17 protein-coding genes and 1 pseudogene are annotated in these 15,409 nt (G+C 66.3%); 4 read left to right on the plus strand and 14 right to left on the minus strand.

The features are described 5' to 3' along the window. Positions 1 to 4: 4 nt before the first annotated feature. The 7 genes from ABH926_RS45560 to ABH926_RS45590 form a co-directional block, all read right to left on the minus strand. Complete coding sequence (locus ABH926_RS45560) at positions 5 to 706, minus strand: IS3 family transposase (protein WP_370373418.1); 702 nt, start codon at positions 704 to 706, stop codon at positions 5 to 7. A gap of 202 nt (positions 707 to 908) precedes the next feature. Continuing rightward, positions 909 to 1,148, minus strand: coding sequence for a transposase (locus ABH926_RS45565; protein ID WP_370373298.1), 240 nt, complete (start codon positions 1,146 to 1,148; stop codon positions 909 to 911). 79 nt (positions 1,149 to 1,227) lie between these two features. Continuing rightward, complete coding sequence (locus tag ABH926_RS45570; RefSeq protein ID WP_370373300.1) at positions 1,228 to 2,436, minus strand: PP2C family protein-serine/threonine phosphatase; 1,209 nt, start codon at positions 2,434 to 2,436, stop codon at positions 1,228 to 1,230. Positions 2,437 to 2,698: 262 nt separating this feature from the next. Then, the gene (locus ABH926_RS45575; RefSeq protein WP_370373302.1) at positions 2,699 to 3,643 is read right to left on the minus strand and encodes a hypothetical protein; all 945 of its coding nucleotides are present in this window, start codon (positions 3,641 to 3,643) and stop codon (positions 2,699 to 2,701) included. Then, positions 3,640 to 4,329, minus strand: a complete 690-nt coding sequence (locus ABH926_RS45580) for a cytochrome b N-terminal domain-containing protein (protein WP_370373304.1) — start codon at positions 4,327 to 4,329, stop codon at positions 3,640 to 3,642. Before ABH926_RS45580 ends, ABH926_RS45575 begins: the two co-directional genes overlap by 4 nt. Then, on the minus strand, positions 4,322 to 4,507 hold the full coding sequence (locus ABH926_RS45585) for a hypothetical protein (protein WP_370373306.1): 186 nt from the start codon (positions 4,505 to 4,507) through the stop codon (positions 4,322 to 4,324). Before ABH926_RS45585 ends, ABH926_RS45580 begins: the two co-directional genes overlap by 8 nt. A 380-nt stretch (positions 4,508 to 4,887) precedes the next feature. Further along, on the minus strand, positions 4,888 to 5,097 hold the full coding sequence (locus ABH926_RS45590) for a hypothetical protein (protein WP_370373308.1): 210 nt from the start codon (positions 5,095 to 5,097) through the stop codon (positions 4,888 to 4,890). Positions 5,098 to 5,186: 89 nt separating this feature from the next. On the opposite strand from ABH926_RS45590, the gene ABH926_RS45595 reads away from it, so the two are divergent. After that, positions 5,187 to 6,175, plus strand: a protein-coding gene (locus tag ABH926_RS45595; protein WP_370373310.1) for an IS5 family transposase whose coding sequence is annotated in 2 segments (ribosomal slippage) — positions 5,187 to 5,576 and positions 5,579 to 6,175 — 987 coding nt in all. Because the reading frame shifts where the segments join, the coding sequence is not laid out codon by codon here. An 8-nt stretch (positions 6,176 to 6,183) separates the two neighbouring features. On the opposite strand, the gene ABH926_RS45600 is transcribed toward ABH926_RS45595, so the two are convergent. Next, positions 6,184 to 6,741, minus strand: a complete 558-nt coding sequence (locus ABH926_RS45600) for an IS3 family transposase (protein ID WP_370373312.1) — start codon at positions 6,739 to 6,741, stop codon at positions 6,184 to 6,186. Positions 6,742 to 6,941: 200 nt separating this feature from the next. After that, positions 6,942 to 7,490 carry a hypothetical protein gene (locus tag ABH926_RS45605; RefSeq protein ID WP_370373314.1) on the minus strand — a complete coding sequence of 183 codons (549 nt, stop codon included), beginning with the start codon at positions 7,488 to 7,490 and terminating at the stop codon, positions 6,942 to 6,944. 106 nt (positions 7,491 to 7,596) lie between these two features. Here ABH926_RS45605 and ABH926_RS45610 point away from each other — a divergent pair, with 106 nt between their 5' ends. After that, complete coding sequence (locus tag ABH926_RS45610) at positions 7,597 to 8,667, plus strand: integrase core domain-containing protein (RefSeq protein ID WP_370373316.1); 1,071 nt, start codon at positions 7,597 to 7,599, stop codon at positions 8,665 to 8,667. 186 nt (positions 8,668 to 8,853) lie between these two features. Continuing rightward, positions 8,854 to 9,222, plus strand: a complete 369-nt coding sequence (locus ABH926_RS45615; RefSeq protein ID WP_370373318.1) for an integrase core domain-containing protein — start codon at positions 8,854 to 8,856, stop codon at positions 9,220 to 9,222. Positions 9,223 to 9,397: 175 nt separating this feature from the next. Here the strand turns inward: ABH926_RS45615 and ABH926_RS45620 are convergent, their stop codons facing one another. The 4 genes and pseudogenes from ABH926_RS45620 to ABH926_RS45635 all read right to left on the minus strand — a co-directional run. After that, a complete protein-coding gene (locus ABH926_RS45620; protein WP_370373320.1) occupies positions 9,398 to 9,595 on the minus strand; it encodes a hypothetical protein in 198 nt (65 codons plus the stop codon). Continuing rightward, complete coding sequence (locus ABH926_RS45625; RefSeq protein ID WP_370373322.1) at positions 9,570 to 10,043, minus strand: hypothetical protein; 474 nt, start codon at positions 10,041 to 10,043, stop codon at positions 9,570 to 9,572. Before ABH926_RS45625 ends, ABH926_RS45620 begins: the two co-directional genes overlap by 26 nt. Before the next feature lie 250 nt (positions 10,044 to 10,293). Further along, a complete protein-coding gene (locus tag ABH926_RS45630) occupies positions 10,294 to 11,007 on the minus strand; it encodes a tetratricopeptide repeat protein (RefSeq protein ID WP_370373324.1) in 714 nt (237 codons plus the stop codon). A gap of 1,911 nt (positions 11,008 to 12,918) precedes the next feature. Further along, a pseudogene (locus ABH926_RS45635) lies at positions 12,919 to 13,167 on the minus strand (transposase); the annotation flags it as partial. A gap of 181 nt (positions 13,168 to 13,348) precedes the next feature. Here ABH926_RS45635 and ABH926_RS45640 point away from each other — a divergent pair. Next, positions 13,349 to 14,146 (plus strand): serine/threonine protein kinase, encoded by a 798-nt coding sequence (locus ABH926_RS45640; RefSeq protein ID WP_370373325.1) that lies wholly within the window; start codon positions 13,349 to 13,351, stop codon positions 14,144 to 14,146. Positions 14,147 to 14,682: 536 nt separating this feature from the next. Here ABH926_RS45640 and ABH926_RS45645 read toward each other — a convergent pair. Further along, positions 14,683 to 15,135 (minus strand): hypothetical protein, encoded by a 453-nt coding sequence (locus ABH926_RS45645; protein ID WP_370373327.1) that lies wholly within the window; start codon positions 15,133 to 15,135, stop codon positions 14,683 to 14,685. Positions 15,136 to 15,409 lie beyond the last annotated feature (274 nt).

A 15,409-nucleotide genomic window follows, 5' to 3' on the forward strand; every position in this document is an offset into this window, starting at 1 on the left:
TCTGTCAAGCGGCTAGAGCCACCTGATGATTGTTGGTGCTCCGTCGTTCCTTCATGAGCCGTTCGAACTCGGTCGGCGCGAGGCAGCCGGCCGCGCTGTGGCGTCGGCGCGTGTTGTAGAAGTCGGCAATCCAGGTCGCGATGCGGATCCGGGCCTCGGCGTGGGTGGCGAACGAGTGCCGGTGGACGAACTCGACCTTGAGCGCACTGTTGAACGACTCGCTCACAGCGTTGTCCAGGGCCGAACCGACCCGGCCCATGCTCTGGACCACGCCAAGCCGCGCGCACAGGTCGTTGAACAGGGCGGACGTGTACTCCGAGCCGCGATCGCTGTGAAAGATCACGCCGTCGACGTCACCGCCACGGGTCGCAACCGCCATCTGCAAAGCGGCGGCCACCAACTGCGCGTCGTGGTGCTCACCCAGGGCGTAGCCCAGCAGCCGACGGCTGAACAGATCGATCACGCTCGCGCACCACAGCCGCCCCTCGCTGGTGACGATCTCGGTCATGTCACCGCACCACAGCACGTCCGGAGCGACCGCGTCGAAGTTCCGACGCACCAGGTCACGGGCCACCGGCCGCTTGCCCTGCCTGGTCGAGCTGCGTCGCTTGGGCGGCTTGCGCCCAGACAACCCGAGCTCGGCCATCAGCTGCGCAACGGTGTTCACCGACACCGCCCAGCCCTCATCGACCAGGTCCTGGTGGATCCGCGGCGAGCCGTAGCCTTGCCCGACGCCTCGAAAAGCTTCGTCACGCGCTCACACAACGCCGCCTTGCGCAGCTGCCGTGCAGTCGGCGCCCGATCATGCCACTTGTAGAACCAGGATTCCGAGACGCCCAGCGCCCGGCACGTCAGGGCATGCGGCACCCCGTGCTCGGTCCTCTGGCAGGCGATGAAGTCGGCCACGGCTACCTCGTCGCCTCCTTCACCCACAGGACCACCGAACGCTTGAGGACATCACGCTCCATCCGCAGCTCGGCGTTCTCCCGCCGCAACCGCGCCAGCTCCGCGGCCTTCGACTCGCCCAGCCCACTCGCCGCAGCCTGCCGCTGCGCGGCCCGCTCCCGACTCACCCACGTGGCCAACGTCGTCTCGTTGATCCCCAGGTCCCGCGCCACCTCCGCGCACGACTTCCCGGTCTCGGTCACGATCCGGATCGTACCGGCGCCTCATCTCAGCCATCTGACTCTCCCTGTCAGTTGTGGCCTCCACGATACGAGGGAAACGTCAGTGCGGTGACACCGCGATCAAGCCATCGGTATACAGCACAAGCGTGGAGTTCGGCGGCAGGACCTCGGTGGCCTCTGAGCGGACGGGCGTGGGATCGATGCCCAGCAGCATGCTCCGGCCGCCGGTCAGGAAACGCGTGTCGCCCTCACTGCTGACCAGCACCGGGGGCGGATGGCCTGCGACGGCGTAGTTGAACTTCCATGGCTCGTCCGGGGCGTCCTTCTCCACCAGGCCGTAGATGCAGCTCAGGGTGTCGCCCTGGTAGAAGATGTGGTGTGCGGCGTCCAATCGGGCCAGGATCTTCCCCGGCGGCTCCTTGCGGTCGCAGGCGACGCCGCGCAGCATGTTGCGGACCTGGCTCATCGTGACCGCGGCGCGCAGGTCATGCCCGGCGACGTCCCCGATGATCACAGCGGTGGCGCCGTAGGGCAGGACGAACGCGTCATACGAGTCCCCACCGACCCCCGCAGGCTCCGCAGCCGGCTGGTAGCGTGCCGCGATTTCCAGCGGCCCCGTCTCGGGCAACTCCGGCAGCAGAGAACGCTGCAGCCGCTCGGCGATGCGTTGGACCTCGGTGTGCAGGAGGCCGTTGTCCACCGCCAAGGCGACCCGGTGGGCCAGGTCCTCGACCAACGGAAGATCGTCCTCTGTGAACGGCGCGGTGTCCCCGCTGCGGACCAGCGTCAGCGCCCCGAAAACCTGCCGACGAGAGCGCAACGGCGCCAAGACCGCCGTGTGGGCCCCCAGGTGGGCGAACAGTTCCAACTCGACCGCGTGCAGCGGGTCGGCGGCGTGTTCCGGCTCGGGGAAATCCTTGACCAGTAGCGGGCCGGCGCCGCGCAGAGTCCTGGCCAGCGGCGCGGGCGAGTCGTCGGGAATCGGCGGCAGGGCGGCCTCGAAGAGCCCCGGGGGCAGCAGGTCGGGGTCCCGGTGTTCCACGACCTCGCGGTGCAGGCGGCCGGCGTCGTCGACCAGATCGACCGCGCACCAGTCGGCCAGGCCGGGTACCAGCGTGCGGCACAGTCGGCGCAGCCCGGTCTCCAAGTTCATGGTGCTGGCCAGCGCGTCGTTGGCGTTGAGCAGCACCGTCAAGCGCCCCAGCGCGCCCTGCACAACCTGCTCGATGTCGCCGCTCTCCGCGCCGGACGGCGCCGCGTCGCTCTCCTCGGGGTCCGTCGCAGCGCCCCTTCCTTGAAATCCATCCATCGGTGCGGGCGGGGGCGGAACTCACATCCGCCCCCGCGTCCGCGCACCGGATGGCGCCCAGTGCACCAACGTCAGAGGATCCGCCGCACTCACCGCCGCAGCCAGCCTAATACGCCAGCCTGGCTTCGGCCTCTGAACTGCGCTTTCATTGAGACGCGGCAGGAAGTCGCTGGCTGAGGCCGAAGCGTGGGCCGTGAGTGGTGGTCGTAAGGCCAGCTCAACCCCGGTGGCCGCCACGCCACCGGTTATCGTCCGCTGGTGTCTACTGTCGGCGTTCGTGCCGGTAGTGGTCGCGCCAGACGAGCCGGTAGACCGGCACGTAGCGCGGGATCGACCGGACGCCGGGGATGAAGGGGATCAGGACGAAGCCGAGACTCAGTACCGCCATCAGGCCCCAGATGAGCGCGTCGGCGTTGGTGGTGTGGTCGAACGGCGAGATCTGGTACCAGAACGTGTACAGCCACAGCCACGGCTGACCGGGGTAGTTCCCGGTCTCGTTCATCATGCCCCACTGGTTGCCGGACAGGTGTCTGTCGTCGGCGAGGCCGGCCATGTATGTGCCGTCGTTCAAGAACAGCAGAGGCTTGGTGTAGTCGTTCTGGTAAAATCCGCCGGTCGATAGCAGCTGCCCGTCCAGAGACCCGGCCTGGGCTTGATTCAACAGCTGGTTCAGCAGGACCTGAACTGGTCCGGCGGTACCCGCCGGGACTTGGGTCGGATCGCCCTTGGCCGCGGTCACCGCGTCGGAGTACTGCTTGCGCAGCGCGGTCTGCTGGTCGGCGGTGGCGTTCTTGTACTCTGTCAGCGCCGCGGCCACATCAGCGGCCTGGGGGGCATTGGACAGCGGGGTGAGGACGAAGTCGTTCACGGTGTCGATCGGCTGGTGCACTCCGACAAGTTTCGCGAGTCCGACCGGACCGATCTTCTGCCCGGGTGCCGCGCTGTTGTAGGGCGGTCCGTAGCCGGCGGTGGTGCTGCTGCCGTCCAGCTCGGTGAACGCTGTGGACAGGAAGTCGCCCGGATCGGCCTTGGCCCAGGACTGGAGCGTCACGGGCTTGTCGTCGGGCGCGCCGAACACCGCGGCCAGCCCGACGGTCAGCAGTGCGACCGCGACCAGCGCGATCACGAACTCCTTGACCAGGTCGTAGGGCCGGGTGCGCTTCGGTACGGGTTCGGGCTGTGGTAGGCGGGCCCAGCGGGGGGTCATCGGTCCTCCCCCTCAGGCGTTTGGCTGGCTTCCGTTTCCACGCTGGCCGAACCGCTGTCCAGCGGGATCGGCGGCACGACGCCGCGGCGGCGGACCAGCAGAACGTGCCAGGCGGTCAGCAGCCCGAGGGCGAGCGGCAGCAGCACGATGTGCCACATCAGCATCTGCCCGAAGTCCAGGACGTTGAAGAACGCGCCGACCCCGACCGAGTTCAGCCCGTCCTTGGCCTGGGTACCGATCCACTGCGAGTCGAAGTTCTGCTGGACCAGGTACCCGGTGAAGGCAGTGCCGACAGAGGCCAGGAACGCGACCGCGCCGGTGATCCAGGTCGCCGCACGACGGCCGCGCCATGCGGCCATGAAGAACTTGCCCCACAGGTGGATGACCATGAAGGCCATGAACAGCTCGACGCTCCAAAGGTGCAGCGAGTTGACGTAGCGGCCGACGGACGAGACGTGCCACCAGGTCGGGCCCTTCAGCGCCAGGATGCCGCCGGTGGCGAGGACCACGCACAGCGCGGACAGCGTCAGTACTCCGAACACATAGATCCAGGAGGCGACCCAGGACGGCTGCGTATCCGGCAGCAGCTTGTCCGGAGGGAAGGTCCGGACCGCGCGACGGCGCACGGCACCGGTCCAGCCACCGGACCCGGCCCTCGGGGATGACGGTGCGGTCTGGTCAGTCATCGTGCTTGTGTCCCTTCGGGAAGGGCAGCAGCAGTGCGAGGACGAACACCAGGATCATGATGCCGATGACGGTCAGGTTGGCCACCGAGATCTGGATCACACCCCAGTGCAGGTAGTGCCCGGTGTGGTTGAGGTCGACCGGAGCAGCCACGACCGAGGTGGGCGGTGGTGCGGCCATGATGGATCGCCTTTCGCAGGAGACACATGCGGAGTCTGGAAGTAGTGGCGGAGTGAATGTCTCTCCGTGGCAGGCACTGAACCAGGGCCGATAGGCCTGTCTTACGAGGACCGACGGCACCGGCTCAGCGCGTGCCGTAGGCCGACGGCTGAGTAGAACGACAACGGGATCCCGGCAGCGCGAGGTTTCGCGACGGTAGGCCAACTGGGGGACCGCAGGTATCCGGCACACCTGTGCCGGCACTGACGAGGATCACGCCACCGCAGCGTCGTCGCCGCTGTCCCGCGGCCCGGCGCAGCACGCCGTAGACGGCGGCGGCCAGCACCGTAGCCTTGCCTGTAGTACCTCTGAAACTCGCCCATAGGCTATGACCTGGGGTTTCAGGAAGCTGCTTGATACTCGTTGATCAGTCCTTCTAGGACGGATTTCTTGCGGATCTGTCCCGGCAGGGCCGGGAAGGGGATCACGTTCGAAGCGTCATTGGGTGCGCGTAGTTCCATCCCCTGGCCCTGATGGCTTCGTCCGGTGTTGTAGTGATCGATGTATCGATCCAGGACGGTGCGCAGGGGGCGCTCTCCGGCGATGAGCATCCGATCGGTGCACTAGGTCGTGTCTGGTGTTGCGATCAGTATTCGTAGTTTCTATCCCGTGACCGGGTTGAGGCTGGTAGAACGCTGATGTGACGCGACGTGAGCTGAGCGACGACGAGTGGGCGTTGATCGAGCCTCTGCTTCCGATCGGGCGGTTCGGCCCGTACCCGCAACGCCTGCGTGACCAGGTCGAAGGGGTGATTTGGCGGTTCCGCACGGGCAGTCAGTGGCGGGAGATGCCTGCCGAGTTCGGGCCTTGGCAGACGGTCTACGATGCGTTCGCCCGTTGGCGCGAGGCCGGGGTGTTCGCGGCGTTGATGGACGCGATGATCGCCGAGGCAGCCCGGCGTGGGCAGGCGGACCTGTCGCTGGGGAGCGTGGACTCCACCAGCGTGCGTGCACACCAGGATGCGGCGGGGATGCGCCTTGATCCGCAGGTCCTCGAGGCGCTTGAGAAGGCAGCGGCCGAGGAAAAGGGGCGGCAGCAACCGGACAAACCGCCCCACTGAGCGACGAGGAACAGAACGCGGCTGAACAACGGCGGTGGGTGCGACGCCGTCGCCGGGCCCGGCTCACCGCCGCCGCACTTGGGCGTTCGCGTGGCGGGCTGACCGGCAAGGTCCACCTGTCAGCGGACAGGTGGTGCCGGCCGCTGTCTTTCGTGCTGACCCCCGGCCAGGCCGGCGACAGTCCGCAATTCGCTGCGGTCCTGGCGAAGGTCAAGGTCCGGGGCCCGGTCGGGCGGCCGCGCACCCGCCCGGACGCGGTCGCCGCCGATAAGGCCTACTCATCCCGCGCCAACCGTGCCCACCTGCACAAACGCGGCATTAAAGCAGTGATCCCGGAGAAGACGGACCAGGCCGCACACCGCAAGAAGCGCGGGAGTGCCGGCGGGCGACCTGTTGCCTTCGACGCCGAACTGTACAAGGAGCGCAACACGGTGGAGCGCTGCATCAACAAGATCAAGATATGGCGCGGCCTGGCCATGCGCAGTGACAAGAAGCCCGAGAGCTACCTGGCCGGACTCCAACTACGCGGGGCACTGATCTGGATACGCAGCCTCAAACCAACAGCGTGATCAGAACCTCAGACACGACCTAGGTGCGGATGGGTGCGTACGAACCGTTCCGCGATCGCGTTCATCCGCGGCGACTGCGGCGCGGTGAGCACCGCCTCGATACCCGCCGAGGCGAACATGGCATCGAAGGCGCAGGTGAACTTGCTGTCGCGATCCCGGAGCAGCCGGGTGAACCGGTGCGCGGCCTCTTCCAGGTCGGCGGTGAACTCCCGCGCCAGCTGCACGGCCCAGGCCCCGGTCGGACAGCGAGTCACGCCGAGCAGGTGGACCCGGCGGGTGGAGTGTTCGATCACGAACGCCACGTATAGCCGGGTCAATGTGACCGCACAGTCGACGTGGAAGAAGTCCAAGGCCAGGATCGTCTCGGCGTGAGCGCGCAGGAAAGTGCGCCACGAATCATCCCGGGCCGAAGGTGGCGGGATGCGATGCGATCGCAGGATCCTGCGGATGGTACCCGCCCCGATCCGGTGTCCGAGCCGGCGCAACTCGCCTTGGATCCGCACCACACCCCAGGTACGGTTCTCCCGGGCCAGGCGCACGATCAACTCCACCAACTCTTCCGCCATCGGCGGAGGCCCCGGCGGCCTGGGCTGGGCCCACTTCCTTCTGACCCGCGGGCGCCACTGGACGACCCCAACGTCATCCCGTTCCCGGCCCCGCAAATCACTCGAACGAAGATCCTCGGAGGCCTCATCAACGAATACGACGCCGCAGCATAGACCGAGGTCAACGCCTCGGCAGGGTTATTGAACCCCACAGGGAGGGCTCAGCTTCCGGCCGGGAAGTTCCCCCCGACCACGGAGGTATGGCCGGCCACGGTGGTCTCGACGCGGAAGGTGTCTTTGCTAGCGTCCCGCTTGCCGGTCTTGTGGTTGTACTGGGCGGCGAAGACCTCCTGCAGTGCCGGGACTGTCCGGCCGGGCTTAAGGGTCCAGCGGTAGACCAGGAACCCGTCGGCCGGCGCCACGCTGACGGTGAAGTCGTCGGCTGGCGCCGTCCGCCACTCGCCTGTGTGTTGTACGCCGTCGGTCTGCGCGATCCGTATCTCTACCGTCAGTGTGGTCAGCGGCTGCGCCACGTCGATCGTCAGATCGTTCTGAGCCCAGTAGATGATGCTGTGCGGACTGATGGTTCCCCGTGCCGCGATCGCGCCGTCCGCGGTGTTGGCGGTGGTGGCCGGCTGCCTCGAAGGGGTCGGGGACGTTGTCGCTGGCGGCTTGGCAGTCGACGCGCGGGGTGACGGCGTGGCGCTGGCGGTATCGCCGGTCGGCGCGACGACGGCAGGAGGCGTGGGCTGCGGCGCCCGTTGCTGCATCCCGGCCGCGACAGCGAGACCGCCGAGGCCGGTTACGCCCTGTCCTACGCCAATACTCGGCCATCGGGTGTGACCTGGGACGGTGCATCTGGGAGGATCACGTCCCGTGGCTGTCGGTCTGCTGTATCGGATTTTCGTCAGCGTGCTGGGTTGGCTGGTGTTGTTGGCCCGGTCCTCGGCATCGAAGGACGCGGAATTACTTGCTCTCCGGCATGAGGTTGCGGTGCTGCGCCGGACCAATCCGAAGCCGCGGATTGACTGGTCCGATCGGGCAGTCTTGTCCGCGTTGGCCAGGGTCCTGCCGAAGGCGCTGCGAGCACACCGGCTGGTGACCCCCGGCACGCTACTGCGGTGGCATCGCCGGCTGATCGCGAACAAGTGGCGCCAGCCCAAACCGCCAGGTCGTCCGCCGATCCCGGCCGATGTGGTGGCGTTGATCGTCCGGCTCGCGAGCGAGAACCCGAGCTGGGGTACGGTGCGGATCCAGGGCGAACTGCGCCGGCTCGGTCACCACATCGGCGCCTCCACGATCCGACGGATCCTCCGCTCGCGCAGGATCCCGCCTCCGGACCGGCGTAACGACACGTGGCGAACGTTCCTGCGCTCACAAGCAGAGACGATTCTGGCAATCGACTTTCTGCATGTCGACACTGTGATGCTAAAGCGGCTGTATGCGGCGGTCGTCATTGAGGTCGGCAGCCGCCGGGCCTATCTGCTGGGCGTCACCGACCATCCGACCGGCGCCTGGGCCACTCAAGTCGCCCGGGAACTCGCCGCCGATCTGGAGCAGGCCGGGCACCGCTTCACCCGGCTGATCCGGGACCGGGATGCAAAGTTCACCGAGTCCTTCGACGCGGTGTTCACCTCGATCGGTGTCGAGTCCTTGCTGACCGCGCCGCAGGCGCCGAGGATGAACGCCTACGCGGAGCGGCTGATCGGCTCGATCCGCCGCGAATGCTGCGACCGTCTCCTCATAGTCGGGCAGCACCACCTACGTCGGGTCTTGGGCGAATACCTCGAGCACTACAACTCCGGCCGCTCTCATCAAGGCCACAAAATGGGTCTGCGTGCACCGGACGATCGATCCAACGTAATCCCAATGCCAGTGCCTATCAACGAGATCCGCCGCCGAAAACGGCTCGGAGGCTTGATCAACGAGTATCGAACAGCGGCTTAAAACCCCAGGTCACACCCAGTAGCAGGGTTTTGGAGTAGGACAGGGTCGAAGGCATACGTGCTGGCGGTAATCGAGCACGCGACCCGTCGGGCCCGGGTGTTGGGTGCCACCTTCCATCCGACGGCGGATTGGGTCACGCAGCAGGCCCGGAACGTGCTGATGGACTTGGATGACGCCGGAGCGAGGGTGAAGTTCCTGATCCACGATCGGGACGCATCGTTCGGTGCGGCGTTCGACGCGGTGTTTGCTGCCGCCGGGATGGACGTGGTCTGCACCGGAATACGGGCACCCCGCCAGAACGCGATCATGGAGTGCTGGTTCCGGTCTCAGCGTGCGGAGCTGACCGACCGTACCCTCATCTGGAACTTGGAGCATCTGATGCGGCTGCTGCGCGAATACGAGACCTTCTACAACGGTCACCGCCCACACCGGTCCCTCGACCAGGCCGCGCCGATGCGTCCGCGGCCGGACAACGTGGTCGATCTTGAGGAGTTCCGGGTCCGACGGCGTGATCGCGCCGGAGGGCTGTTCCACGAATATCGGCAGGTCGCATAGGTTATCGGCACCCTCAGCCTTGATCGTCCGTCACCGGTCGAGTTCGAGGTTGGTCAGTACGAGCAGGGCGCGGAGCAGGTTGGTGGCGCGGGCGGGGTCGGTGCGGAGTTTGGTGAGGATCCGCCAGTTCTCAAGTGTGCGAAGCCGTGCTCGACGAGGGCGCGGGCTGCGGAGATCACGTGTTGGCGCGCTTCTGGCCGGCTGTGAGCTTGCGTTTCTTGGTGGCGCCGTAGCCGGTGATGACCACCGGGTCCTCGCTGGTGTCGGCGAGGCCGAGGAACCCGAGGTCGGCCAGGGCGCCGAGGCCAGCAGCGTTGAGGTGTTCGACGATGTGAGGGTCGACGTGATCAGGTGCCGCCGCCGCACGTCGCATGGAGTGCCTCCAAGTCGCCCAGCAGCTTTTTCTGGGTGTCGTTCGAGACCGAGCCGTTGTCGGAGACGTTCAAGTCGGCGGAGCCCAAGTCGTCATTGAGGCTGTGCAGCTCGGCGAGGAGCACGGCAGTGATCCCGTTCGGGAGTTCGGTGAGCATCTGCTCGGCGTCCCGATACGCCGAGGAGTCGGTGCTGGTGCCGGCCAACTCGTCTGGGTGTTGCTGCGAGAGTGAGTCGAACACGCCGCAGCCAACCGACCCGCTGCCGGTCGCGCCCGAGGAGGGCGAGTTCGAGTGGCGACCGGTGCCGCTCGTGCCGGACCCCGCGTTGTTGAGGGTGCCGCTGCTACCGCAGCCTGCGACAGCCAGCCCGAACACCGCACCGGTCGCCACCGCTGCGACACGGGTGAATAGCCGCACTGTCTCTTTCTCCTTCGCCACGACGACCAAGCCAAACCTCCGAAACACGGAGTGTACGTCAACAAACTGAGCCCCTGCAGGCGCATAGGCGATGATAGGCCGACTAGCCGGACCCGGCCCAGTTCGTCATCGGCCGGATCGTTCCCGGCCTGATGTCCTGGAAAGGCCGCTACAGCGAACCCGAACGGGCCGATCACCAGCGAGACGGCCGACGTCCTCGACCTGTATCGGCGCGCCAGACCCCCCAGATTCGTATTTTCGAGCCCCACACCTATGCACGTCACTGGCCGATCGGGGTGTTCCATGCGTTGACTATCGCGGCCACGGCGAGCAGTGGCGGCACGGCGGCGAGCGCCAGCCGCAAGACGCGGGGCAGGAAATAGGCAGGCAGCCACTGGACGATTGCCACGATCCCCGACGCGTCTATGAGCCATCCCGTGTGGTCCAGGGAGGCGAAGTCCTTGGGACAGTCGGCAACGGAACCGCACGATTCGTTGCTGAAATCCGACAGGAACACCAGGGCAATGGCAATCGGAAGCAAGAACAGGGTGATCGACAAGGACACCGCAGGAGGAATCAACCAGAAGAAGCGCCGGTCGACATCTGCTGGACCGCGCGCGGCCGCATGGTCCCGGCCTTCGGCTTCGTCGGGCCGGCCCTGAGCCGCCAACGTCACCGCCAACTCCAGCGCCGCGTCTTTGTCCCCGGCCGCCGCAGCCTTGCGGTACCACCCCTCAGCTTCAGCGTCGTCCCCGCGCTGGCGCGCCATGAAGCCGAGGTTGTACGCCCCGAACGCGTCGCCGGTGGCGGCGGCCCTGCGATACCACTGCTCAGCCCCCTCATCGTCACCCCGCTTGGCCATCAAATCCCCGCACCGATTCATCGCATCAGCGATCCCGGCCTCCCCGGCGGCGGCATAAAGCCGCTCCGCCTCGGCGAGATCACCCTGCTGTTCGCGCTCGATCCCCAGCCGCAGCATCTCGTCAGGTGTCACGATCGTCCCCCGTTCGACCCGTCGGCCATCAATGACCTATGCCATCACCGACGATCGTTCAGCGACACCTATAAGGTTCCAGGGCGGTGATCAGGTGCGATGCACCACCACCTCCAGAACCGGTCCGAGAACGCTGCAAGTAGCCCAAACATCCACAGTGCCTTGACGAGATCTGCGAGCACCTGCCCACCGCAGGTCAGGGCGCCCTGGCCGGCCTCGGCTTCGTCGGCCTGGAGGCCGACCTCGACGAGTCGGTGGCCATCACCTGGGCCAAGCGGACCCGCAAGTAGAAGCTCACCGCGGCTCAGAAGTAGGCCGACCAACTCATCGCCACCGCCCGCGCACCCGTCGAGCACGGCTTCGCCGCGAAGAACTGGCGCATCCTCACCCGACTCCGGCTCGACCCGGCACGGGCAACCAATCTGCTACGAGCCCTGCTCGTCCTCACCAACCTCGAAACCACCCGCTGACAAACGATCTAGAACGCAGACACCCGCCCACCAACAGCACGAGCACCCACGAACCCATCCACACCAGCACTCCAACCAGCGTGTTCAAGATAAAATGCGCTCAATGCCAGCCTCTGCCAGCTTGGCCCGCATCTGGACCAGCGCCCCCCGATCCCACACCTATGTCACCCGGAAGTCCGTCACGACACCATCCTGACACGTCCTCGCGGCAAGATGGTCGCTTCCACACGGAACGAGCAGCCCAGTAGCCGCGTGCAGCATCGCCGAACCTGGGTAGCGTCGCGGCGAGCGCTCCTGCCAGCCTGCCGTCGCTGCATGGCTCCGCTGCGTTGTCCATAGGACCTGTGGACAACCAGGCTCGTGACGATCCACCCCTCCACCTACGTGCGATGAGCGGTGTTCTTCGCCGACGCGAGTCGCGCGGTGAATGAACGCCGTCTGCATGATGTGGCCCAAAACATAGCCAAGCTAGTACTACTAAAATGGAACATAAGCTTACGAATCGATGGTGGGCTCAGTAGAAGCTGTGGCACCGCGGGAGCAAGTACCAGAACCCCGATTTCATCAGGACCACCAGACCACGAGTATCGATCATCCCGGTTGGATCAGGGAACACATGCGGCCACCCGTCGCCTAGTACCGTCTCGTTAGCCGGCTCGACGGGCGCTGTCGTACTTCGGACTGATCGCGATGGCGAAATCGTCGTATGCGGATCGGCGCGACACTTGAAAGCCACAGTGCACCGGTAGCCGCCGCTCTGCGCGTTGCATGGCTCCCGCCGGTTCATGCGCGGCGGGAGTTACGACTAAGGATCCTGACATAAGCGGGTTCCGGTCTGCGCGACAGCCTGCGAGCGCGATGCTGTACCAGACCTCGTTGATGTTTCGGAGGCGCAGACAGCCGAGACGAAGGAGAGCACCCGCCGCTGTCGGAGGCCGAGGACTGCCCGTGGGAACAGATCGCGTCCGCTGGCGCCAACTCCGTTCCGCACTAAGTTGAGACTTCTGCTTACCTGGTCGGCCGCTCGCGGATCGAATGTACGTCCGATATGGCCCCTTGGCCCTTCATCAGGTGAACCCCATGGTTCGAAGCGCCCGCCGAGGCGATATAGATACCCAGCAACAACATGGAGACAGTCAGTAGCCACCAAAGCGCAACCGGTGGTCCTCCTTGGTGCAAGTTGGGAACGGCGAGGCCGGCCACGAACATGGGGGCAGCTATCAGCAGGAAGATCCAGCCGCCTATCAGCTGGCCGCGGCGCTGCGATGTCGCGACTGACTCTGCAGCCACCCCTATGCGGACCATATTGCCGCAGGTGCGACAGCGCCGTTCAACTTACAGTCCCCGAAGAGCCACCCCCGAGCCTGTGGGGTTCAACAACGTCGCCATGGCGTTCACTTGGGGTGATTCGACCTGCGGCTAAGTGGTGTAAGTGCTCTTGTTAGGCGGCCTTCTTGCCGGGTGGGAGTGCGGCTGGTCCGGTGAACGGGGCTGTGGTGGTGGTGCCGAGGAGTTCGGCCATGGAGCCATCAGAGAGGTAGCCGCGTACGGCGACCTGCCATTCGTCGTGGAGTTCGGCCAGGACCGCGCCGGTGAGGCGTTCGGGTGCGGCCAGGTTGGGGAAGACCTGCACGACGTCGGCTCGGCGTTTGACCTCGCGGTTGAGTCGCTCCAGCAGGTTCGACCTATGACAGAAGCGGAACGCTAGGACGGAAGCCGCGGCACCGACGACCGTGAGCGAGCGGTGAAGAGTCCGGCTACGGTATGTTCGGGCGATTATCGGCTGTTGTGGTGCGATGACTCGCACATCGCATAGGCTGCGTTTCGCACAAGCCGAACGACAGTATGCTCCTTCTGTGGGGAACCGTGACGTGACCAGTCTGATCATCCAGCTTCCCGATCGGCTGTTGGAGCTGGCGCCGGACGAAGAGGCGACCTTCGGGCGCGGGGGCCGGGGTGCGGCGGCGGTGGACGTGCCGTTCGACGATCCGGCGGTGTCGCGGCTGGCCGGGCGCATCCGGGCGGTGGACGACTACTGGACGATCTCCAACCTGTCCTCGCGAGCCACGTACATCGTGGAGAACCCGGAGGGCGGGGGTGAGTTCGTGAAGGTGGCACAGGGGCGGCTCGACATGCCGGTGCCATTCGAGATCTCCAAGCTTGTGGTGCCCGGCCGGGACGGCCAGTTGTCAGTGACCATATTCGCCCCGGAACACGTCTACGTCACCAAAGCCGTCAGCCACGGCGCGTTGAAGACCCAGGCCGCCTTCCTGCTCAACGAGAGCGCCAAATACTTCCTGGTGCTGGTCGCCTTGTGTGAGCCGCGGCTGCGCGACGGAGCCTCGGTGGTGCTGCCCAGCGTCCCGCAGATCGTCGAGCGTCTGCGGGGTCTGGAGTCCTGCCGTGACCTGACGCGGTCCGCCATCAACTTCCACATCGACTACCTGGCGCGCACCAAGCTGCGGGTCCGGGACGTCGCCCCGGACAGTGGCGAGAAGGAGGATAAGGCCGACTGGCAGCGCGCCGCCCTCGTATCCACAGCACTGCGGTTCAACCTGGTGCGCGAGGAACATCTCAGCCTCCTGCCATCACGAACCTTTGGCTGGTCAGCCGTCGGCCCCGCCCATCCGCAGATGATCGAGACAATCGCGCCAGGCCGGCGACCGTGAGCGGCCCGGGCAAGGCGCCCTGATGGAGCTCGGGGCTCCAGACCGAAGCGGTCAAGGAGTTCACCGGGACCGACTGGCACGCCCGGTTCTTCGTCATCCTGGTCATTGCGGATGACGACCAGGATGCAAGCCCGCTGCGCCCCACCGACCAGGTCCGCTTCGCCCGCAAGCAGGGATGGCAGTGGCGGCCGGCTGATCTGGTGGGCGTACCGCCGCGCGTCCTGTCCGAGGCCTTGCGGGACGTCGACGTCTTCGCCATCGCCGGCATCGCTGCTGATCCGGCATGGACCGACTGCGGCGACAGTCCACATAACAGCATACTGGCGCAAGCAGAGCTTCGGTGAGCTCAACGAGTCGGCTCGGACTCGCTGGAGCGCCCTGGCCCGTCTGATGCCGCGGACGAAGGCCGCGGACGCGTCAAGCTGGCCGGCCAGTTCTACGGGTGCGGGAACCTGCGTTGGTTCGGTGTTGACCAGGCGCGCGGCGGATCGCGGGCCGGGTAGCCCGCCAGCGGACCCACCACGCAGCGGACCGGCTCACGCCCCGCAGATCCCCGCGACCACCTGGGCGTCCGTCACTGCCTGGTGCGTGGACGGATTCCGCCCGCTCTCCGCCTGCGTCACGACGGCCTGCATGTCGTCGGCGACCTTGTTCATCGCGTCCTTCCCGCCGGACTTCTGGGTGACGAGAGCGGCCTGCCGCAGCTGCCCTATCGAGGTGTCGGCAACCTTCAGGGCAGCCTGCAAGTCATTGGATTTCTGGGCCTTCTCGGCGTTCTGAATGGCGGGCAACGCCTCGGAGCAGCCGGCATCGCCGCTCGCGCCACCTGTCTGGCCTGACGCGCTGTCGGAGGTCCCCCCAGTGATAGCCCGCGCACCGCCCTTCGACAGCCCGTCCACGCCGACCGTGCCCGAACTCGAGCACCCGGCGAGCAACAGTGCGACGCACGCGGCACCGACCATTGCCGGCATACGAGGACGAGCAGACATGAAACAACTCCCCTTGATCAGAAGTTCAAGCTACCTGGTGCTTCAGGAGGCGCCCACTATCAGCGACTGTATGGACGAGCCGGGCATTCCTGTATCTGGATCCTCCTCAGGGGGGCGCCTTGCTCCGCCATACAAACAGGGCTTTGATCCGTGTCGGCACCTGTAAGCTTCCAGGGCGGCGGAAGCCGCAGGTCGGGTTCCATGCTCCGGCCGAATCGGATGCCGCAGCCTCTGACCCGTCACCGAAGCTGCGGCATTTCCACGCGGCGGCTTC

It is taken from the genome of Catenulispora sp. GP43 (genome assembly GCF_041260665.1).
Lineage (GTDB): Bacteria > Actinomycetota > Actinomycetes > Streptomycetales > Catenulisporaceae > Catenulispora.